Raw genomic sequence first — 20094 nt, forward strand, 5'->3', positions numbered from 1 at the left:
GTGATTAACGCTGAGAAATCCCTTCATCGACGATTTCTGCCAGGCGTTGTAAGCGTGGAACCGACACATCACGCAACATTGTTTGCGGATCTTGAGCACCAACAACCGATGCCCAAACGGCACGCCCTGCCAGGAATCCGGAAGCTCCCCCCTTCATGGCGATACGGACCGCGCGGCCAAAAATATCCGCATCAACACCAGAAGAGAGAATGACCCACGGCATTTTCATTTGCTCATGCAACTTTTGACACGCAGCAAGTAGGGTCTGTTCATCACCTTTGCCGCCTAATGGCATTTCAGCTTTATAGAGGTCAGCATCGGTGCAGCCGAGTTCAGCCGCTGCGGCAACGATGGCGCTTTCCCGGTCAAATTCCCAACCACGACGAGGGGGTCGGACAACCGGCTCAATGATGCTGACCAACCCTGCGCTACGGCAGCGTTGAACAAACTCAGCCACCATAGCCAAACGTTCTTCTGCAGGTTCATCTTCACGCCACAGCACCAACAACTTCATGGCTTTCGCACCCATTTCGCGGGCTTTATGCGGATCAATCGCTCTATCAATTTCGACACTATCAACTGGAATACCATTACCCGGAACAAAATGGTCAGCCGCCACAATCAGTCCACATGAATCAGCGACTGCACCTTGAGAGACAATCTGATCGAGACAAAATTGTTTATCTGCCAGAACCGCTGAAGCGTAGGGAGACAGAATTTGTGTTGCTGCAACTTTAAAATCAGTCAATACGCTGTCGGCAACCGGTTTAGGATATCCAGACGCTGCAAACATCAGGCGCATTGCTTCACGCTGATCAACGGCCAGCATGGCAAATCCACCGCCAGGGCGAGAAATATCTTTCAGCGTGTATGGGGTATTGTGGGAAGACATAATAACTCCTGTAACTGTTTAAAATTTATAGTGAATCTGGTCGGCCAGCCTGCTGACGAACCTGAGATAACAACGCACTCCAGTCCTGACGGCCTCGACCGTTCTCGCTGGCACGGGTGTAATAGGTTTCTGCTGCAATGCCCATATTGAGCGGCGCACCGGTCTGACTAGCGACATCGACGGCAATACGCAGGTCTTTCAACGCGAGGTCCACCATGAATGCCGGAGATAGATCTCCTTTAAGTACCTTGCCAGGCCAGGTTGTCGTAAAGTGCCCCTTGCCTGCGGCAGTACCGCTCATGACCTTAATGGCCACATCAAGGCTCAAACCCAATGATTCGCAAAGTACAGCGGCTTCCGCTGACAAGGCGTTCAGCGCAATACTCATATAGTTATTGATGAGCTTTACACGGATCCCCATACCGGGACCGCCAGCTTCCACCAGTTCATTTCCCATACACATCAGCACAGGGCGAGCGCGTTCAACCTGTTCAGGCGTTCCACCAGCAAGAATCAGCAGCGTGCCGTCAATCGCGTTAACTGACGTTCTGCCCACGGGGGCATCCATCATGCTGATGCCTTTCTCTCTCATCTCATGAATCAATGCATCGGTCTGCAATGGATGAATCGTGGACATGTCAATAACCAATGCATTGGGGGACAGGCCTTCGCTGACGCCATCTTTACCCAGCAGAACTTGCCGAACGATGTCGCCATTTGGCAGCATAGTGATAATGAATTCAGCATCTTTAGCGGCTTCAGCAGGGGTTTGAGCAGCAGTCGCACCTTTTTGTACTAATTCATTGACTGCCTGTTGGTTTACGTCGAACACACGCAAAGCATGTCCCTTTTGCAATAGATTATTAGCCATTGGGCTGCCCATCTGGCCCAAGCCCAAAAATGCAACGGTTGTCATGAATGCTCTCCTGTCTCAGGTTGACAAAATAATTACAATTAAAAATTCGTTTTCGTCTGTTTTTGAGCATATTTGTAATTTATGACTAAAAACAAGACACATGTCACTAATTTGATCATTTATGTCATTAAAATGAACAAAAGAAGACAAGATCACACAGGAATAAACAAATATGACCAGAATTGCTTGTATTGGAATCACCGTTCAGGACCGTATTTATTCTTTAAACGACCTGCCCAATGGCGGGGGTAAATATCAATCTAATCAATACCTTGAAACAGGTGGCGGCCCAGCCGCAACAGCGGCTGTCGCCATTGCCCGGCTCGGTATTGACGTTGATTTTATAGGTCGCGTAGGCGATGACAGTTGCGGGAATACTTTGCTTAACGAACTTCAGGTCTGGGGGGTTAATACCGAGTTTTGTCGGCAATACCCGAATTCCCGTTCATCTCAGTCCGCAATATTGGTCGATCAGCACGGAGAACGCATCATCGTGAACTATCCAAGCCCAGATCTTGGTACAGATGCTCAGTGGTTGGAGTCGATTGATTTTTCTCGATATGACATCGTTCTGGCCGATGTACGTTGGCATGAAGGGACGTTGAAATCCTTCGAGCTGGCACGTGCCGCAGGTGTCCCAACACTGCTGGATGCCGATATGACTCCACAAGACATAACCCCATTGGTAGCACTTGCCGACCATGCAGTTTTTTCAACCCCAGGTCTGAAGAGAATGACAGGGCAGAATGATGCACAACTGGCACTTAAACTGGCCTCTAAGCATACCAATGGTAAAGTGTACGTTACGCTTGGTAGTGAAGGATCACTATGGATTGAAAATGGGCAAACGTGCCAACAAACTGCATTTTCTGTCAATGTTGTGGATACAACTGGGGCAGGCGATGTTTTCCACGGTGCTATGGCGGCAGCTCTCGCAGAGAAAATGTCTACTGATCAAGCTATCCGTTTCGCAAGTGCTGTGGCGGCGATGAAATGCACTCAGGCAGGCGGACGAGCCGGAATTCCTAATCGTGCGCAAACCGAATCATTTTTGTCACTTTATGCGTAAAATAGCCGACAATTACGGGGAAGAGGTCCAGGAGTATTCATGAGCATCATTGAAGTCACCGGTAATCCGCGTCACGATCAACTTGTTCATTACATTTCAGAACGCGGCTATATGAATATTGAAGAGCTCGCACAATTGCTGGATGTTTCCACACAAACCGTGCGCCGAGATATTCGTAAGTTGAGTGAACAGGGTCTGATCACCCGACACCATGGTGGAGCCGGACGTGTATCCAGCATCATGAATACCGCCTTCGAACAGCGAGAGTTGTCCCTCATTCAGGAAAAAGAAGCGATAGCGGAGGCTGTTGCTGATTATCTTCCTGAACGCTGCACGGTTTTTATTACCATTGGTACTACGGTAGAAGCCGTCGCACGAGCTTTGCTGAACCGCCGGGACCTACGCATAATTACTAACAGTCTTCGCGTTGCGCAGATCTTATATAAGAATCAAGATCTTGAGGTCATGGTACCCGGTGGAACGTTACGTGCTCATAATGGTGGTATTGTTGGTCCAGGAGCAGTGAACTTTATTGAAGGATTTAGAGCCGACTATTTGATTACCAGTATTGGTGCCATTGAGGAAGACGGCACACTATTGGAATTTGACGTTAACGAAGCGCTTGTCGCCAAAACGATGATTAAGCATGCACGTAATACGCTGTTAGTTGCTGATCATACTAAGTTTACCGCCTCAGCCGCTGTATCCATCGGTAATATGCGTAAAATTCGGGCATTTTTTACCGATTCCCAACCACCAAATTCATTCAAGCAATTACTTGATTTAGAAAATATTGAGCTAGTCATTGCAGAGCAGGAAACAACCTGATCTTTTTGATAAAAAAAGCCGCTGAAATCAGCGGCTTTTTTATGCTTACCTGAGAAAGAGCGTTAATTACTCTTCTTTCGCGCCACGCATTGCACGGCGACGATCGTTTTCAGTCAGGTGACGCTTACGGATACGGATAGAGGTTGGGGTAACTTCTACCAGTTCGTCGTCATCGATGAATTCCAGAGCCTGCTCCAGAGTCATCTTAACCGGCGGAACCAGAACCGTTGCTTCGTCAGTACCGGACGCACGCATGTTGGTCAGTTTCTTACCGGTCAGGCAGTTTACAGTCAGGTCGTTAGAGCGGCTGTGAATACCGATGATCTGGCCTTCGTAAACTTCAGCACCGTGACCCAGGAACAGCTTACCGCGGTCCTGCAGGCTGAACAGTGCGAACGCAACTGCTTTACCCTGGCCGTTGGAGATCAGTACGCCGTTCTGACGCTGACCCACATCACCCGCACGAACATCGTCGTAGTGGCTGAAGGTGGAGTACAGCAGACCGGTACCGGAAGTCATGGTCATGAATTCTGAACGGAAGCCGATCAGACCACGGCTTGGGATCACGTAGTCAAGACGTACGCGGCCTTTGCCATCTGGATTCATGTTTTTCAGGTCGCCTTTACGCTCACCCAGAGCCTGCATGACAGAACCCTGATGCTGCTCTTCTACGTCCAGCGTTACGTTTTCGAACGGCTCTTGCTTACGGCCGTCGATTTCGCGGAAGATTACTTTCGGACGGGAAACCGCCATTTCGAAACCTTCACGACGCATGTTCTCGATCAGAACAGACAGGTGCAGCTCACCACGACCGGATACACGGAACGCATCCGCATCTTCGGTTTCTTCGACGCGCAGCGCAACGTTGTGCACCAGCTCTTTGTTCAGGCGGTCAAGGATCTGACGAGAGGTAACATACTTACCTTCTTTACCACAGAACGGGGAGGTGTTTACGCAGAAGAACATGGTTACGGTCGGTTCATCAACGGACAGAGCCGGCAGCGCTTCGACGTTCTGCGGGTCGCAGATGGTGTCGGAGATGTTCAGTTCGCCCAGACCGGTGATCGCGATGATATCGCCCGCTTCGGCAATATCACTCTCGATACGTTCCAGACCCAGATGGGTCAGAACTTTACCGACTTTACCGTTACGGGTTTTGCCTTCGCTATCAATGATAGTGATCTGCTGGTTCGGTTTAACTTTACCGCGTTTGATACGGCCGATGCCGATTACGCCAACGTAGTTGTTGTAGTCCAGCTGAGAGATTTGCATCTGCAGCGGGCCATCAAGGTCTACGCTTGGAGCCGGAACACGATCAACGATGGTCTGATACAGCGGAGTCATGTCTTCAGCCATATCTTCGTGATCCAGACCTGCGATACCGTTCAGCGCGGAAGCGTAAACGATCGGGAAGTCCAGCTGCTCGTCGGTAGCGTCGAGGTTAACGAACAGGTCAAATACCTGATCAACAACCCAGTCAGGACGCGCGCCAGGGCGGTCAACTTTGTTGATAACAACAATTGGCTTCAGGCCATGGGCAAAGGCTTTTTTGGTCACGAAGCGCGTCTGCGGCATCGGACCATCCATTGCATCCACCACCAGCAGCACGGAGTCGACCATGGACATTACACGTTCAACTTCACCACCGAAGTCGGCGTGCCCTGGGGTATCAACGATGTTGATACGGTAGTCATTCCATTTGATAGCGGTGTTTTTAGCGAGGATGGTAATCCCACGCTCTTTCTCCAAATCGTTGGAGTCCATCACGCGCTCTTGGGTTTCAGCACGTGCATCGAACGTACCGGATTGTTGGAGCAGCTTGTCTACCAGGGTCGTTTTACCATGGTCTACGTGCGCGATGATGGCGATGTTACGCAAATTTTCGATCACAACTTTGCCTCAGGCATTTTAGAAATAGCGCGTTATTGTACACGGATTAATCGCAGTACAAAACAGGATCACAAACATCCTCCGCAAACAAGTATTGCAGAGTTTCTTTGTGATCACATTCACGGAGCGTTAAAAGGGGTAATCTGACATGCTTTGCACCAATATGGTGCTTAATGTTCACATTAAAGCACTATAATGGTGCAATACAACCTTCATGGTGCAGCCCCTTTGCACGATAGTGCGCATGATAACGCCTTTTAGGGGCAATTTAAAAGTTGGCACAGATTTCGCTTTATATTTTTTACGGCGACACGGCCAATTTTTTGCAGAATTGAAGACTTCGTTACCACGACGACCATGACCAATCCGGGAGAGTAAGTATGTCCGCTGAACACGTTTTGACGATGCTGAACGAACACGAAGTGAAGTTTGTTGATTTACGCTTCACTGATACCAAAGGTAAAGAACAGCACGTCACTATTCCTGCTCATCAGGTAAATGCCGAATTCTTTGAAGAAGGCAAAATGTTTGACGGCTCCTCAATCGGTGGCTGGAAAGGCATTAACGAATCAGACATGGTTCTGATGCCAGATGCGTCTACTGCACTTATCGACCCGTTCTATGAAGAGTCCACCCTGATCATCCGTTGCGATATCCTGGAACCAGGTACGCTGCAGGGCTACGACCGCGACCCGCGCTCCATCGCTAAACGCGCTGAAGAGTATCTGCGTTCTACCGGCATCGCAGACACCGTTCTGTTCGGGCCTGAGCCAGAGTTCTTCCTGTTTGACGACATCCGTTTCGGCGCGTCCATTTCCGGTTCCCACGTGGCTATCGATGACATCGAAGGCGCATGGAACTCCTCCACCAAATACGAAGGTGGTAACAAAGGTCACCGTCCTGGCGTGAAAGGCGGTTACTTCCCGGTTCCTCCGGTAGATTCTTCTCAGGACATCCGTTCTACCATGTGTCTGATCATGGAAGAAATGGGCCTGGTTGTTGAAGCGCATCACCACGAAGTGGCGACCGCAGGTCAGAACGAAATCGCGACCCGCTTTAACACCATGACCAAAAAAGCGGACGAAATTCAGATCTACAAATATGTGGTTCACAACGTCGCTCACCGTTTCGGTAAAACCGCGACCTTTATGCCAAAACCTATGTTTGGCGATAACGGTTCCGGTATGCACTGCCACATGTCTCTGTCCAAGAACGGCGTAAACCTGTTCTCTGGCGACAAATATGCGGGTCTGTCTGAGCAGGCGCTGTTCTACATCGGCGGCGTAATCAAACACGCTAAAGCGATCAACGCCCTGGCTAACCCAACCACCAACTCTTACAAGCGTCTGGTCCCAGGCTACGAAGCGCCGGTAATGCTGGCTTACTCTGCCCGTAACCGTTCTGCTTCTATCCGTATTCCGGTAGTGGCTTCTCCGAAAGCGCGTCGTATCGAAGTGCGTTTCCCGGACCCGGCTGCTAACCCGTACCTGTGCTTCGCAGCACTGCTGATGGCGGGTCTTGACGGTATTAAGAACAAGATCCACCCGGGCGAAGCCATGGATAAAAACCTGTACGACCTGCCGCCGGAAGAAGCGAAAGAGATCCCACAGGTTGCTGGTTCTCTGGAAGAAGCACTGAAAGAACTGGATCTGGACCGCGAGTTCCTGACTGCAGGCGGCGTGTTCACCAATGAAGCGATCGATGCGTACATTACGCTGCGTCGCGAAGAAGATGACCGCGTGCGTATGACTCCGCACCCGGTAGAGTTTGAGCTGTACTACAGCGTTTAATTAGTACCAATACTCCGTAGATTTCTTGTTGCGACCCACGCGGCTGTAGCAAGAAAAATATAGAGTCTTTAAGTTGCCGTGGAACTTTTAGCCCATCCCAGGATGGGCTTTTTTCTCCACTAACAACCTGCTTCCTCGCGCTTTTTTGATGTAAAAAGCTATAATGCACTAAATTGGTGCAACACTTTTCAGGAGACTGCTGAATGGCAACCGGCACGCTGCCCGATGCTGGGCAGATCCTCAATTCTTTAATCAACAGCATCTTACTCGTCGACGATGAGCTGGCGGTACATTACGCCAACCCGGCGGCACAACAGCTGCTCGCCCAAAGCTCCCGCAAACTGTTTGGTACCCCACTTCCCGATCTGTTGAGTTATTTCTCCTTAAACATCGGGCTGATGCGAGAGAGCCTGGAAGCAGGCCAGGGCTTTACGGATAACGAAGTGACGCTGGTGATAGATAGCCACTCACACATCCTCTCTGTGACCGCTCAGAGGCTGCCTGATGGCCTTATCCTGCTGGAGATGGCGCCAATGGATAACCAGCGCCGTCTGAGCCAGGAACAGCTCCAGCACGCCCAGCAGATCGCTGCCCGCGATCTGGTGCGCGGCCTGGCGCACGAAATTAAAAACCCGCTGGGTGGATTACGCGGCGCGGCGCAACTGCTCAGTAAAGCGCTTCCGGACCCGGCGCTGACCGAATATACCAAAGTCATTATTGAGCAGGCCGACCGCCTGCGTAATCTGGTCGACCGTCTGCTGGGACCACAACAGCCGGGAATGCACGTCACCGAAAGTATTCACAAAGTGGCGGAGCGCGTGGTGGCGCTGGTCTCGATGGAGCTGCCGGAAAACGTCACGCTGATTCGTGATTACGACCCGAGTCTGCCTGAATTACTGCACGACCCGGACCAGATCGAGCAGGTTTTGCTGAACATCGTGCGCAATGCTTTGCAGGCGCTGGGACCGGAAGGCGGCGAAATTATTCTGCGTACCCGCACCGCATTTCAGCTCACGCTGCACGGTATGCGTTATCGTCTGGCGGCGCGGATTGATGTTGAGGATAACGGCCCGGGAATTCCCTCGCATTTGCAGGACACGCTGTTCTACCCAATGGTCAGCGGTCGCGAAGGCGGTACCGGCCTTGGATTATCCATCGCCCGTAATTTGATTGATCAACATTCCGGCAAAATTGAATTTACCAGTTGGCCGGGTCATACCGAGTTCTCGGTTTACCTGCCTATCAGGAAATAAAGGTGACGTTTATGCAACGAGGAATAGTCTGGGTAGTTGATGACGATAGTTCCATCCGTTGGGTGCTTGAACGTGCGCTCGCAGGGGCAGGACTAAGCTGCACTACATTTGAGAGTGGTAAAGAGGTACTGGACGCGCTGGCCAGCAAAACGCCGGACGTACTGCTGTCGGATATCCGTATGCCGGGCATGGACGGCCTGACGCTGTTAAAACAGATCAAACAGCGGCATCCGATGCTTCCGGTCATCATAATGACCGCACACTCCGATCTGGATGCTGCCGTCAGCGCCTACCAGCAAGGGGCGTTTGATTATCTGCCCAAACCTTTTGATATTGATGAAGCCGTGGCGCTGGTCGAACGCGCCATCAGCCATTATCAGGAACAGCAGCAACCGCGTAATGTTCAGATCAACGGCCCAACAACCGACATCATCGGCGAAGCACCGGCAATGCAAGACGTCTTTCGCATTATTGGTCGCCTGTCCCGTTCTTCAATCAGCGTATTGATTAACGGAGAGTCCGGGACCGGTAAAGAGCTGGTCGCCCATGCGTTGCACCGTCATAGTCCGCGCGTCAAAGCACCGTTTATCGCTCTGAACATGGCTGCTATTCCGAAAGATTTGATCGAGTCTGAGCTGTTTGGCCATGAAAAAGGGGCGTTTACCGGGGCGAATACGATTCGTCAGGGGCGCTTTGAACAGGCAGACGGCGGCACGCTGTTCCTCGATGAAATTGGCGATATGCCGCTGGACGTGCAGACACGTTTATTGCGCGTATTAGCCGATGGACAGTTTTACCGCGTTGGCGGTTATGCGCCTGTGAAGGTGGACGTACGTATTATCGCCGCCACGCACCAGAACCTGGAACTGCGGGTGCAGGAAGGCAAATTCCGTGAGGACTTATTCCATCGCCTGAACGTCATCCGGGTGCATCTGCCGCCACTGCGCGAACGTCGGGAAGATATCCCACGCCTGGCGCGTCATTTCCTGCAGGAGGCCGCCCGCGAACTCGGAGTAGAAGCCAAGCAATTACACACTGAAACCGAGGCGGCGCTCACCCGTCTGTCATGGCCGGGAAACGTGCGTCAGCTTGAGAATACCTGTCGCTGGTTAACCGTAATGGCCGCCGGACAGGAAGTACTCATTCAGGACTTACCGACCGAACTGTTTGAAACCACCGTGCCTGACGCACCGTCCCATATGCAGCCAGACAGCTGGGCAACCCTGTTGGCACAGTGGGCGGATCGGGCATTACGTTCCGGTCATCAAAACCTGCTTTCAGAGGCTCAACCGGAGATGGAGCGCACGCTGTTGACCACCGCGCTACGCCATACCCAGGGGCATAAACAGGAAGCGGCACGGCTGCTCGGTTGGGGCCGTAATACCTTGACGCGAAAGTTAAAAGAACTCGGAATGGAGTGACGATCGGTCACTGTGTAAAGATTGATAATTGAGCGCAAATTGCTGCTATTTTGCGCTTTACTGTTCCGATGAGTTAAGTATGATCGTGCCCGGCAAACGGGGGGAAGTCATCATGCTGGAATCAATGATAAATCTGCTATCGAGCGGTGCGGTCGAAAGCCATACGCCACAAACTGCGGTTGCCGCCGTGCTGTGTGCGGCGCTGGTTGGGCTGTTCAGCTAGCGGGTTTGTCGGGTGGCGCTTCGCTTACCCGACCTACGTATTGAGATTTCGTAGGCCCGGTAAGCGAAGCGCCACCGGGCAACCCGGCTAAATAACGCGCGAGAACTGCTGCAAACGCGCTTTCTGGCGCAGATATGCATCGAAGCACATGCAAATATTACGAATCAGCAGACGCCCCTTCGGCGTAACCTGAATCCCCTTCTCATCCACATCCACCAGCCCATCTTTCGCCAGCGGCGCCAGCAGTTTCAGGTCTTCGGCAAAATAGTCAGCGAAGTTCAGATCCCATTGTTGTTCCACGGCGGCATAGTCGAGGCGGAAATTGCAGATCAGGAGCTTAATAACATCCCGACGAATGCAGTCGTCGCGGGTCAGGGCAATTCCGCGCCACAGCGCATTCCCCTGCTCGTCTACCTGCTGGTAATAGTGCTTCAACTCTTTCTGATTCTGCGCGTAGTTGTCGCCAATCATACTGATGGCCGATACGCCCATACCCAGCAGATCGGTATCCCCCTGGGTGGTATAGCCCTGGAAATTGCGATGCAAAACGCCCTCGCGTTGAGCAATGGCCAGTTCGTCATCCGGGCGGGCAAAGTGATCCATGCCAATGAACTGATAGCCAGTTTCGGTCAGTGAAGAGATGGTCTCCTGCAGGATATCCAGCTTCTGCTGCGCGCTGGGCAGGTCGGCATCTTTAATCTTGCGCTGGGCAGCAAACAGCGTCGGCAGGTGCGCGTAGTTAAAGACGCTCAGACGGTCTGGATTCAGCTCAGCCACGCGTTTCAGGGTAAAGGCGAAGCTCTCTGGCGTCTGTTTTGGCAGGCCATAAATCAGATCGATATTCGTTGAGGTAAAGCCAATCTCCCGCGCATGATTCAGCAGCGCAAAGATAAACTCCTCATCCTGCTCACGGTTCACCAGGCGCTGGACTTCTTTGTTGAAGTCCTGCACTCCCATGCTCAAACGGTTAAAACCTTCAGCGCGTAAATGATCAAGGACATCCAGCTCGATTTCACGCGGATCCACTTCGATCGAGATTTCGGCGTCGTCGTTAAAGTTGAAATTGCCACGCAGCAGTGACATCAAACGGCTGATTTGCGCTTTATTCAGATACGTTGGCGTGCCGCCGCCCCAGTGCAGCTGGCTGACATGGCGTCCGGCGAACAGCGGTGCGCGATGGATAATTTCTTGTTCCAGGGCATCGAGATATTGATCTGCTTTATGCTGCTGGCGAGTCACAATCTTGTTGCAGCCACAGAAGTAGCACAGTTTGTGGCAGAACGGGATGTGAACGTACAGCGAGAGCGGACGCTCAGGATAACGCGCCACGGCCTTTAGAAATGCTTCTGTGCCGTAGTCTTCAGAAAACTCCAGCGCGGTCGGGTACGAGGTATATCGTGGCCCGGAATAGTTATATTTCTGGATCAGGGCCAGGTCCCAGTCTATTAACTGCTCTGACATGCTCACTCCTTCCGATGGCGTCTCTGGCGGGTACGGCGTACCGGCTTAACCCCAGTGCGGGTGATAAGCCGGTTGCGCAGCCACTTCTGTCGCCGCGACAACCGCTGTAGTTTAACGAATAACCACACCAGATAACATATAACCGGAAGGGTTATAAGCAGGACGGGAAGACCCACGGTGTAAAACCGTTAGTTGCCGCCTTTCAGCAGACGCATCATGTCTTCCTGCTTTTCTTCCTCTTCCTCTTCTTCCTCGTCATCGTAAGAAAGACCCAGCTTTTGCATCAGCTCATCGATGCGGTCCAGCTTGGCATCAACCCAGGTCTGATCTTCCGCGCTCAGGGTTTCTCCTGCTTCAAGACGCTCCAGCAGCGCATCCAGGCGCTCATCCGTTTCCAGTAAATCCAACTCAGCCTGTGGTGAAAGCATAGGTTTCTCACTCTTCGGTTTGTGCTGTTTGGTGACTTTTTCGGTCACGCCCAATGGAATGGGGTTTTTGCTGCCAATACGAGGATCTTTTTGCTTATTTTGGTTTCCGCCACCAGATGCGCCTTCGCTACCGGACGCACGGCTACCCGCCGCATGACCACGGTGTTTTTTCTGGCGCTTACGGTCGCGAGCTTCCTGATTAATTTCTTCGCGTGTTTTACGACGCGCTTTTGCAGGACCTTTACCGCGTGGTGTAGAAGTTGGTTTCATCATGATTCGTCTTTGGCTGTTTTATTCAGTATATAATTGCGCCGGAATCTAGCAGAAATAAAGAAAAAAGGCGACAGAGTAATCTGTCGCCTTTTTTCCTGACTCTCAACCCTTACGGGCTCTACAATCCCTGTTGGCTATCAACACACCCTGTTTTTCCCTTAGCCTGAAACATTCCGTGTTGTTTCCATTTCCTTTTACTAACGTCTCCAGACGTTTGTCTCCCTGACAATCCTGTGTCTTCGCCTCCTGGCGCTCCTGACCCTCATCCTGAGTCGACTATCCTGTCAGCTTCCTCGCTATGGGCGCTACTTTACCGCTTTGGCTTAAACGTACAAGTAACCTGGGTAACAATTTCGGACTTTAAGAATAGTGCCTTATCTTAACTATATGATTTATTTTAGTTACGTCATTTTTTACTCTGTCATCTCGTATAGAAACTATCGGCAATGTCTCACAAAGTGCGAGGTTTTTACTTACATAGCCTACGCGTCGAAAAACCAGCCTTTTGCTGGGGTTCAGGTATAATCGCTGCAAAGCCCTGATTGATGGAGAGGACTGCTTTGACTAACTTGAATTATCAACAGACGCACTTTGTGATGAGTGCGCCTGATATTCGCCACTTACCTTCCGATACCGGTATCGAAGTGGCTTTTGCTGGCCGTTCCAACGCAGGCAAATCCAGTGCGCTAAATACCCTGACGAATCAAAAGAGTCTGGCGCGTACATCTAAAACGCCGGGTCGTACTCAGCTCATCAACTTGTTTGAAGTCGTTGACGGCAAACGCCTGGTCGATTTGCCAGGATACGGTTATGCCGAAGTTCCGGAAGAGATGAAGCGCAAATGGCAGCGCGCGCTGGCTGAATATCTGGAAAAACGTCAGAGCCTGCAAGGTCTGGTGGTATTGATGGATATTCGTCACCCACTAAAAGACCTCGATCAGCAGATGATCTTGTGGGCGGTTGAGAGCAACGTTCAGGTTCTGGTACTGCTGACTAAAGCAGACAAGCTGGCCAGCGGTGCGCGCAAAGCCCAGTTGAATATGGTACGTGAAGCCGTACTGGCATTTAACGGTGATGTACAGGTAGAAGCATTTTCATCACTGAAAAAACTGGGCGTGGACAAACTTCGGCAGAAGCTGGATAGCTGGTTTAGTGAACTGGCGCCGATTGAAGAGATGCAGGACGGGGAGTAACCCACCGATATGCCGGATAGCGCCGCTGCGCGTCTTATCCGGCCTACAGCCTGTACGAAACTTTTCTTTCGCACAATAAAAAACGCCCCAGTCATTACTGACTGGGGCGGCTAAAATATTCAGCCAAATCCGATTACGTGAAGTAAAAGGTCTGAAAGATAGAACATCTTACCTCTGTACCCTACGTGAATAACTTTACTCTTTTTTGAGCAGCTCAGAAAGCACTTTTTGTAATTTTTTTTCATTCCTTACATAGGGAATTCTAATGGACATCACAAAAAGTTCTATCTTATGTTGCTTAGTTACGAAAAAGGGGCGTTATTCAGTAAACCCTTAGTGCGCCTGATCCCAGTTTTCGCCACTACCGACTTCCACCAGCAACGGCACATCAATCTGGGTCTCGTTTTCCATCAGTTGATGGATCTTTTTAGAGACGCTTTCGAGGTCATCTTTATGCACTTCAAACACCAGTTCATCGTGTACCTGCATGATCATGCGCACACGTGGTTGCTCGGTTTGCAGCCATCCGTCCACCGCAATCATGGCGCGTTTGATAATGTCTGCGGCAGTACCCTGCATCGGGGCGTTAATTGCCGCGCGCTCTGCACCAGCGCGACGAGCGCCATTACTGGATTTAATATCCGGTAAATAGAGACGACGCCCTTCCAGCGTTTCGACATAACCTTGCTCTTTTGCCTGTGCACGGGTGCGTTCCATATATTCCAGCACGCCAGGGTAGCGTTCGAAGTAGAGGTCCATGTATTTCTGTGCTTCTTTACGTGGAATATTCAACTGGCGCGCCAAACCAAAGGCACTCATCCCGTAGATCAGACCGAAGTTGATGGCTTTCGCGCTGCGGCGTTGTTCACCAGTCACGGAATCCAGCGGTAAGCCAAAGACTTCCGCCGCCGTTGCGCGGTGAATATCTTTCCCTTCGGCAAATGCGGTAAGCAGACCTTTATCACGCGAGAGATGCGCCATGATACGCAGTTCAATCTGTGAGTAGTCTGCGGAGACAATCACGTAGTCTTCTGGCGCAATAAACGCCTGACGAATACGACGACCTTCGTCATTACGTACCGGGATGTTCTGCAGGTTTGGATCCGTGGATGATAAGCGCCCGGTAGCAGTCACCGCCTGGTGATAGGAGGTGTGAACGCGCCCGGTTTTCTTGTTAATCATCAACGGAAGCTTATCCGTATAGGTCGACTTCAGTTTTGCTAAGCCGCGATATTCCAGGATCACTTTCGGCAATGGGTAATCGAGCGCGAGCTCTTCCAGTACCTCTTCCGACGTTGATGGCGCGCCGCCAGGGGTTTTCTTCAGCGGCTTAATACCCTGCTTTTCAAACAGGATAGTTTGCAGTTGCTTGGTGGAAGAGAGGTTAAACGCTTCTCCGGCGATCTCGTGCGCTTTTTGCTCCAGCTCGTTCAAACGCAGCATCAGCTCTTCTGAATGTTTGTGCAGAACAGCCGGATCGATTTTCACACCATTGCGCTCAACGCGAGACAAAACAGGAACCAGCGGCATATCGATATTTTCAAAGACGTTCAGCGGTCCTTTATGCTGCTGCAATTCTGGCCACATTTTGAGATGGAGCTGTAGCGTAACGTCGGCGTCTTCCGCAGCGTAACGTCCGGCTTCTTCCAGCGCTATCTGGTTAAAGGTCAGCTGGTTTTTGCCCTTTCCGGCGATCTCTTCAAAGGTGATGGTTTTATGTTTCAGCCAGCGGTCCGAGAGGCTGTCCATATCGTGTCGGCCAGCGACGCTGTTAAGAATGTAGGATTCGAGCATGGTGTCAAAGGTGATTCCACGCAGTTCGATGCCATAGTTCGCCAGGATACCGCGATCATACTTCAGGTTTTGCCCGACTTTATGCGCTTTCTCATCTTCCAGCAGCGGCTTCAGCAATGCCAGCGCGCGGTCGCGAGCGATCTGATCGGGGGCGTCCAGGTAATCGTGGGCAACAGGAACATATGCAGCCACACCCGGTTCAATGGCAAAAGACAGGCCAACCAGATTCGCAGAGATGTTGTCCAGGCTGTCAGTTTCAGTATCGAAGGCAAAGACAGGCGCTTTTTTCAGCTTCGCAATCCACTCTTCCAGCGTCGCTTCATCCAGAATTGTCACATAGTTATCATACGAGAGAACCGTGGCCGGCCCCTCAGGCGTTTCATCGACGGCGATAGTTTCCTGTGGTTTTGCCGCCGGCTTCGTTCCTTTCGCCTGTAGCCATTTACCCGCTTCAACGTCAGTAACCCAACGCTTGAATTCATACTGTTTAAACAGGCCAAGCAGTTCATCCGCTGCCGGCTGACGTACTTCCAACTGCTCGCAGGTCAACTCCAGTTCAACATCCGTTTTAATGGTAGCCAATTGATAAGAGAGGTACGCTACCTCTTTATTCTGCTCAAGCTTGCCCGCCATAGTTTTCGCACCACGGAAAGTCAGCCCCGCGATTTTGTCTGATTCAGCATAGAGGGTATCCAGCCCCCCCAGCCCCTGCAGCAGAGCCTGCGCGGTTTTTTCACCTACGCCAGGAACGCCTGGGATGTTATCTGAGGAATCCCCCATCAGCGCCAGGAAATCGATGATCAGTTCTGGTGGAACACCATATTTATTCACCACTTCATCCGGGCCGAGGATCGTATTGGTCATGGTGTTGATCAGGGTGATATTCGGCGTCACCAACTGAGCCATATCTTTATCACCGGTGCTAATCAGCACCGGACGCCCCACCTTCTCTGCTTCTCGCGCCAGCGTACCGATGACATCGTCTGCTTCCACGCCCGAAACGGCCAGCAGTGGCAACCCCATCGCTTTTACCATCGCATGCAGAGGCTCAATCTGCGCACGCAGATCGTCCGGCATGGGTGGGCGGTGTGACTTGTAGTGTTCGAATAACTCATCACGGAAGGTTTTACCCTTAGCGTCGAATACCACCGCAGCATGGGTCGGCTGATATTGCAGAATCAAGCTACGCAGCATGTTGAGGACACCATACATCGCGCCAGTAGGTTCTCCTGCACTGTTGGTCAGCGGCGGGAACGCATGGTATGCGCGATACAGGTAAGAGGAGCCATCTACAAGGATAAGTGGGTTTTCTGGGATCTGAACCATAATGTCCGTGCCTGTTTATCAGATTATGGGTAAAGGATGCCACAGACAGGATGAAAACATGAGTTTTTCGCCGCATTTGTCGAAAAACTTTTGTAGTTCTTCTGCTTTGCTCGCAAAGAAGACTGTGGATAACTTTGTGAATAAATAATTTTCAGCTCTTTAAATATAGCAATGAAATTAACACGTCATTTTATTTATATATATATTTCAGAAACTTAAATAAATGCGTAGCATTTTATTCCATTTATACAGCTTATATCCTGATGTGGATAGATATTCCCTTTTTTTCTATTCAGGGAAGATCCATCATTTGGTTCGTTTTCTGATAAAATCAGCCCCTTGCGCCTCTTTAGCGCACTATCTATGGCTAACCTTTTGAATAATTTAATTATGACGAGAATACTCGCTGCGATAACGCTGTTGCTGAGTATCGTATTGACCATATTGGTCACGATTTTTTGTTCTGTGCCGATCATCCTTGCCGGAGTTGTAAAACTCCTTTTGCCCGTTCCCGTTGTCTGGCGCAAGGTTTCTGTCTTCTGTAATTTCATGATGTACTGCTGGTGTGAAGGTCTGGCGCTACTGCTACACCTCAATCCGCGACTGAAGTGGGATGTCGAGGGACTGGAAGGTCTTAGCAAGAAAAACTGGTATCTGCTCATTTGTAACCATTACAGCTGGGCTGACATCGTTGTGCTTTGCGTGCTGTTCCGTAAGCACATCCCCATGAATAAATATTTCCTCAAGCAACAACTGGCCTGGGTGCCCTTTATTGGCCTGGCCTGCTGGGCGCTGGATATGCCGTTTATGAAACGCTATTCGCGAGGCTACCTGCTCCGTGATCCAGAACGGCGCGGTAAAGATGTCGAAACAACGCGTCGTTCCTGCGAGAAGTTTCGCGTACACCCGACAACTATTGTGAATTTTGTCGAAGGTTCACGCTTTACCAAAGAGAAACGTGAGCAAACCCGCTCTCCTTATCAAAACTTGCTCCCTCCAAAGGCGGCCGGTATTGCGATGGCATTGAACGTACTGGGGTCGCAGTTCGATAAAATGTTGAACGTCACGTTGTGCTATCCGGAAAATAGCAGCCGACCGTTCTACGATATGCTGAGCGGTAAGCTAACGCGTATTGTCGTGCGGGTAAATCTGGAGCCAATTCATGAAGAGTTACACGGTGATTACGTGAACGATAAGGGATTCAAGCGTCGGTTTCAGCTGTGGCTTAATACGCTGTGGAGTGAGAAAGACGCGCAACTCGACGCGATTAAAGCCTCAAATGAAAAAGCCGGTCAGCACAAGTGACCGGCTTTTGCTTTTACTTCTGACCAACCAGATACTTCACAGTATCCGCATACTGTTGTACAAAGATATCCATGCTGCTGGTATCCATGCCCTGCGGATTTACCTGATATTTGCCATTCACGAACATTGCCGGAACGCCCTGCAGCTGTAAATCAGCCGCCGCTTTTTCCTGCTGCGCCACGAGTGATTTCACCACGAAGCTGTTCCATGCCGCATCATAGTCTTCACCCTTAATACCCGCGTCGACAAACACTTTACGGATATCAGCTACAGACTGAACGGTCTGGGTTTTCTGAACACCTTCAAACAACGGAACGGTTACTTGATCTTCAACGCCCAGCGCCATAGCAACGGCCCAAGCTTGCGTCAGATCTTTGCCCAACGGCCCCAGAAACTCGACGTGGTACTTAGTCATCTTAGTGCCTTCCGGCAGTTTTTTCTTCACGTTATCAGAGACGTGAAGAACTTCTTCAAACTGATAGCAGTGCGGGCAGTAGAAGGAGAAGAACTCCAACACTTGCGGTTCACCCGCAACAGGCTTTTCCAGAGTGATGTATTGTTTGCCATCCTGGAACTGCGCTGCAGATGCGCTAAAAGCTAAAACCATACCAGCCAGCGCCAGCCATAATTTTTTCATGTTCAAATTTCTCCGATTAATACATTGGCGTTAATTGTAAGGGGGGCTCTTGCAGAATTTTTGCCTGCTCAATAAAGGTCGCGGTCTGACGATGCCAGTAATCTTCCCCGGTTAACCACGGGAAGTTTTTTGGAAACGCAGGGTCAGCCCAACGTCGAATTAGCCAGGCAAGATAATAAACTAAACGCATAGCGCGTAAAGGTTCTATCAGTCCGATTTCAGAGGTGTCGAACTCACTAAACTCTTCATAAGCCTCGATAATGGTTTCAAGCTGCATGCGTTGTTCAGCTTTATCGCCATTGAGGAGCATCCATAAATCCTGAACAGCCGGGCCATTGCGGGCATCATCTAAATCGACAAACATCGGACCATCGCGCCACAGAATATTACCGGCATGACAATCACCGTGCAGACGTAACGTGGTAAAACGTGCATGCCAGCGTTCGGTAACGACCGCGATAAGCGCATCCGTTGCCTTCAGGAAAGCCGCTTTTTGCCCTGATGGGATCAACTGTGCGTGTTCAAAAAGCTTACGCGGCTCAGTCAGGTATTCTTCAAGGCCAATCGTCGGGCGAAAGGCAAAAGTACGCTTGCATCCGGTCTGATGCATACGCCCCAGATAGCGCCCCACCGCCTCCATCTGATCGATATTGTCGGCCTCAAACTGCCGCCCGCCGACGCTGGGGAAGATCGCATAATGGAAACCCTGATGGCTTAACAGCGTTTGGCCGCTTAGTACCAGCGGTGCAGCTACCGGGACTTCATCGCTTACCAGTTCCAGAGCAAACTGGTGCTCTTCCTGGATCTGCTCGACAGACCAACGTTCAGGGCGATAAAACTTAACGACAAAGCGTCGACGGTCTTCGTCCTGGAATTGATAGACACGGTTTTCATAGCTGTTAAGCGGGGTAAGCCCGGAGTCCACCCGGATCCCCTGCTCAAACAGTGCATCCATGATGGTATCCGGGTGTAGCGTCTGGAAATTAAAAGCGTTGTCGTTCATCCCATCATCCGGAAAATACTACGAATGATTCAGGATATCATTTCGCAGCGCTTTCGGTGGTGGCGATTACAAGCTTTTACTCTTTAATTACGCCACGTGCGCGGAGTAGTGCGGTTTTAAAATCTTCTTCATAATCTTTCTGAATACCTGGGATGACGGCGTCTTTCGCCGAGTCACGCATTTTCAGGTGATAGATCAGAATGTCATCAGTTAAATCCGCCAGTTCGCCGTCAAAACCTGACTCTTGCGCCAGTTTCTGTAAAAATTGCATCAGGTTAAGATCGGGTTCCTTCTGCCAGGCCGGCTGGAGGAGTTCAATAACTTCATTCAGACGTTTACATTTCATGGTTGTGCTCCTTAGGCTCAATACAGATACGTTAGCAGGGTCAATC

Annotated in this window: 18 protein-coding genes and 1 pseudogene; 8 read left to right on the plus strand and 11 right to left on the minus strand. The window is 50.8% G+C overall.

The window, feature by feature from the left end; all coding sequences use genetic code 11:
• Positions 1–4: 4 nt before the first annotated feature.
• Positions 5–892, minus strand: coding sequence for an aldolase (locus O6D90_RS22845; RefSeq protein WP_016157868.1), 888 nt, complete (start codon positions 890–892; stop codon positions 5–7).
• 25 nt (positions 893–917) lie between these two features.
• Positions 918–1808, minus strand: a complete 891-nt coding sequence (gene yihU / locus O6D90_RS22850) for a sulfolactaldehyde 3-reductase (RefSeq protein ID WP_016157867.1) — start codon at positions 1806–1808, stop codon at positions 918–920.
• 172 nt (positions 1809–1980) lie between these two features.
• Between yihU and O6D90_RS22855 the strand changes: the two genes are divergently transcribed.
• Positions 1981–2877: a sugar kinase gene (locus O6D90_RS22855; protein ID WP_016157866.1), complete on the plus strand. Its 897-nt coding sequence runs from the start codon at positions 1981–1983 to the stop codon at positions 2875–2877.
• A 39-nt stretch (positions 2878–2916) separates the two neighbouring features.
• Positions 2917–3705 (plus strand): DeoR/GlpR family DNA-binding transcription regulator, encoded by a 789-nt coding sequence (locus O6D90_RS22860; RefSeq protein WP_016157865.1) that lies wholly within the window; start codon positions 2917–2919, stop codon positions 3703–3705.
• A 66-nt stretch (positions 3706–3771) separates the two neighbouring features.
• Here O6D90_RS22860 and typA read toward each other — a convergent pair whose 3' ends face one another.
• On the minus strand, positions 3772–5595 hold the full coding sequence (gene typA / locus O6D90_RS22865) for a ribosome-dependent GTPase TypA (RefSeq protein ID WP_008786988.1): 1824 nt from the start codon (positions 5593–5595) through the stop codon (positions 3772–3774).
• 380 nt (positions 5596–5975) lie between these two features.
• Between typA and glnA the strand changes: the two genes are divergently transcribed.
• The 4 genes from glnA (at position 5976) to O6D90_RS22885 (ending at position 10282) form a co-directional block, all read left to right on the plus strand.
• A complete protein-coding gene (glnA, locus tag O6D90_RS22870) occupies positions 5976–7385 on the plus strand; it encodes a glutamate--ammonia ligase (RefSeq protein WP_003028638.1) in 1410 nt (469 codons plus the stop codon).
• Between the two features lie 203 nt (positions 7386–7588).
• The gene (gene glnL, locus O6D90_RS22875) at positions 7589–8638 is read left to right on the plus strand and encodes a nitrogen regulation protein NR(II) (RefSeq protein WP_016155163.1); all 1050 of its coding nucleotides are present in this window, start codon (positions 7589–7591) and stop codon (positions 8636–8638) included.
• 11 nt (positions 8639–8649) lie between these two features.
• Entirely contained in the window at positions 8650–10059 is a 1410-nt protein-coding gene (gene glnG / locus O6D90_RS22880) for a nitrogen regulation protein NR(I) (protein WP_016155162.1), read from the plus strand.
• 112 nt (positions 10060–10171) lie between these two features.
• Positions 10172–10282 (plus strand): YshB family small membrane protein, encoded by a 111-nt coding sequence (locus O6D90_RS22885; RefSeq protein WP_003028631.1) that lies wholly within the window; start codon positions 10172–10174, stop codon positions 10280–10282.
• 87 nt (positions 10283–10369) lie between these two features.
• Here the strand turns inward: O6D90_RS22885 and hemN are convergent, their stop codons facing one another.
• From hemN to O6D90_RS22900, 3 genes and pseudogenes are all read right to left on the minus strand, one after another.
• Complete coding sequence (gene hemN / locus O6D90_RS22890) at positions 10370–11743, minus strand: oxygen-independent coproporphyrinogen III oxidase (RefSeq protein WP_016157864.1); 1374 nt, start codon at positions 11741–11743, stop codon at positions 10370–10372.
• Between the two features lie 188 nt (positions 11744–11931).
• Positions 11932–12441, minus strand: coding sequence for a Der GTPase-activating protein YihI (gene yihI / locus O6D90_RS22895; RefSeq protein WP_019077947.1), 510 nt, complete (start codon positions 12439–12441; stop codon positions 11932–11934).
• 105 nt (positions 12442–12546) lie between these two features.
• Positions 12547–12795 (minus strand): annotated as a pseudogene (locus O6D90_RS22900) (hypothetical protein).
• A 209-nt stretch (positions 12796–13004) separates the two neighbouring features.
• On the opposite strand from O6D90_RS22900, the gene yihA reads away from it, so the two are divergent.
• Complete coding sequence (yihA, locus tag O6D90_RS22905; RefSeq protein WP_005121851.1) at positions 13005–13637, plus strand: ribosome biogenesis GTP-binding protein YihA/YsxC; 633 nt, start codon at positions 13005–13007, stop codon at positions 13635–13637.
• Between the two features lie 333 nt (positions 13638–13970).
• Here yihA and polA read toward each other — a convergent pair whose 3' ends face one another.
• Positions 13971–16757: a DNA polymerase I gene (polA, locus tag O6D90_RS22910; protein WP_016157863.1), complete on the minus strand. Its 2787-nt coding sequence runs from the start codon at positions 16755–16757 to the stop codon at positions 13971–13973.
• A 215-nt stretch (positions 16758–16972) separates the two neighbouring features.
• Positions 16973–17308, minus strand: a complete 336-nt coding sequence (locus O6D90_RS22915) for a hypothetical protein (RefSeq protein WP_019077950.1) — start codon at positions 17306–17308, stop codon at positions 16973–16975.
• Here O6D90_RS22915 and O6D90_RS22920 point away from each other — a divergent pair.
• A complete protein-coding gene (locus tag O6D90_RS22920; protein WP_271143322.1) occupies positions 17202–18062 on the plus strand; it encodes an acyltransferase in 861 nt (286 codons plus the stop codon). The two genes, O6D90_RS22915 and O6D90_RS22920, sit on opposite strands and share 107 nt — an antisense overlap.
• A 13-nt stretch (positions 18063–18075) precedes the next feature.
• On the opposite strand, the gene dsbA is transcribed toward O6D90_RS22920, so the two are convergent.
• The 3 genes from dsbA to O6D90_RS22935 all read right to left on the minus strand — a co-directional run bounded on the left by dsbA (position 18076) and on the right by O6D90_RS22935 (position 20048).
• A complete protein-coding gene (gene dsbA, locus O6D90_RS22925; RefSeq protein WP_016155156.1) occupies positions 18076–18699 on the minus strand; it encodes a thiol:disulfide interchange protein DsbA in 624 nt (207 codons plus the stop codon).
• A gap of 16 nt (positions 18700–18715) precedes the next feature.
• Complete coding sequence (locus O6D90_RS22930) at positions 18716–19702, minus strand: serine/threonine protein kinase (protein ID WP_016155155.1); 987 nt, start codon at positions 19700–19702, stop codon at positions 18716–18718.
• 76 nt (positions 19703–19778) lie between these two features.
• Positions 19779–20048: a YihD family protein gene (locus O6D90_RS22935; RefSeq protein ID WP_003028616.1), complete on the minus strand. Its 270-nt coding sequence runs from the start codon at positions 20046–20048 to the stop codon at positions 19779–19781.
• Positions 20049–20094: the final 46 nt, after the last annotated feature.

Source organism: Citrobacter sp. 21OH12SH02A-Citro, assembly GCF_027919895.1.
Classification (GTDB): domain Bacteria; phylum Pseudomonadota; class Gammaproteobacteria; order Enterobacterales; family Enterobacteriaceae; genus Citrobacter; species Citrobacter braakii.

Bases quoted from the DNA above. Each gene is read 5' to 3' on its own strand.
- glnL (WP_016155163.1), top strand. From the start codon at position 7,589: ATGGCAACCGGCACGCTGCCCGATGCTGGGCAGATCCTCAATTCTTTA.
- O6D90_RS22860 (WP_016157865.1), top strand. From the start codon at position 2,917: ATGAGCATCATTGAAGTCACCGGTAATCCGCGTCACGATCAACTTGTT.
- O6D90_RS22915 (WP_019077950.1), bottom strand. From the start codon at position 17,308: ATGAAATTACAGAAGACAGAAACCTTGCGCCAGACAACGGGAACGGGC.
- glnG (WP_016155162.1), top strand. From the start codon at position 8,650: ATGCAACGAGGAATAGTCTGGGTAGTTGATGACGATAGTTCCATCCGT.
- O6D90_RS22855 (WP_016157866.1), top strand. From the start codon at position 1,981: ATGACCAGAATTGCTTGTATTGGAATCACCGTTCAGGACCGTATTTAT.
- hemN (WP_016157864.1), bottom strand. From the start codon at position 11,743: ATGTCAGAGCAGTTAATAGACTGGGACCTGGCCCTGATCCAGAAATAT.
- glnA (WP_003028638.1), top strand. From the start codon at position 5,976: ATGTCCGCTGAACACGTTTTGACGATGCTGAACGAACACGAAGTGAAG.
- O6D90_RS22885 (WP_003028631.1), top strand. From the start codon at position 10,172: ATGCTGGAATCAATGATAAATCTGCTATCGAGCGGTGCGGTCGAAAGC.
- O6D90_RS22930 (WP_016155155.1), bottom strand. From the start codon at position 19,702: ATGAACGACAACGCTTTTAATTTCCAGACGCTACACCCGGATACCATC.
- yihU (WP_016157867.1), bottom strand. From the start codon at position 1,808: ATGACAACCGTTGCATTTTTGGGCTTGGGCCAGATGGGCAGCCCAATG.
- dsbA (WP_016155156.1), bottom strand. From the start codon at position 18,699: ATGAAAAAATTATGGCTGGCGCTGGCTGGTATGGTTTTAGCTTTTAGC.
- polA (WP_016157863.1), bottom strand. From the start codon at position 16,757: ATGGTTCAGATCCCAGAAAACCCACTTATCCTTGTAGATGGCTCCTCT.
- yihI (WP_019077947.1), bottom strand. From the start codon at position 12,441: ATGAAACCAACTTCTACACCACGCGGTAAAGGTCCTGCAAAAGCGCGT.
- O6D90_RS22845 (WP_016157868.1), bottom strand. From the start codon at position 892: ATGTCTTCCCACAATACCCCATACACGCTGAAAGATATTTCTCGCCCT.
- O6D90_RS22935 (WP_003028616.1), bottom strand. From the start codon at position 20,048: ATGAAATGTAAACGTCTGAATGAAGTTATTGAACTCCTCCAGCCGGCC.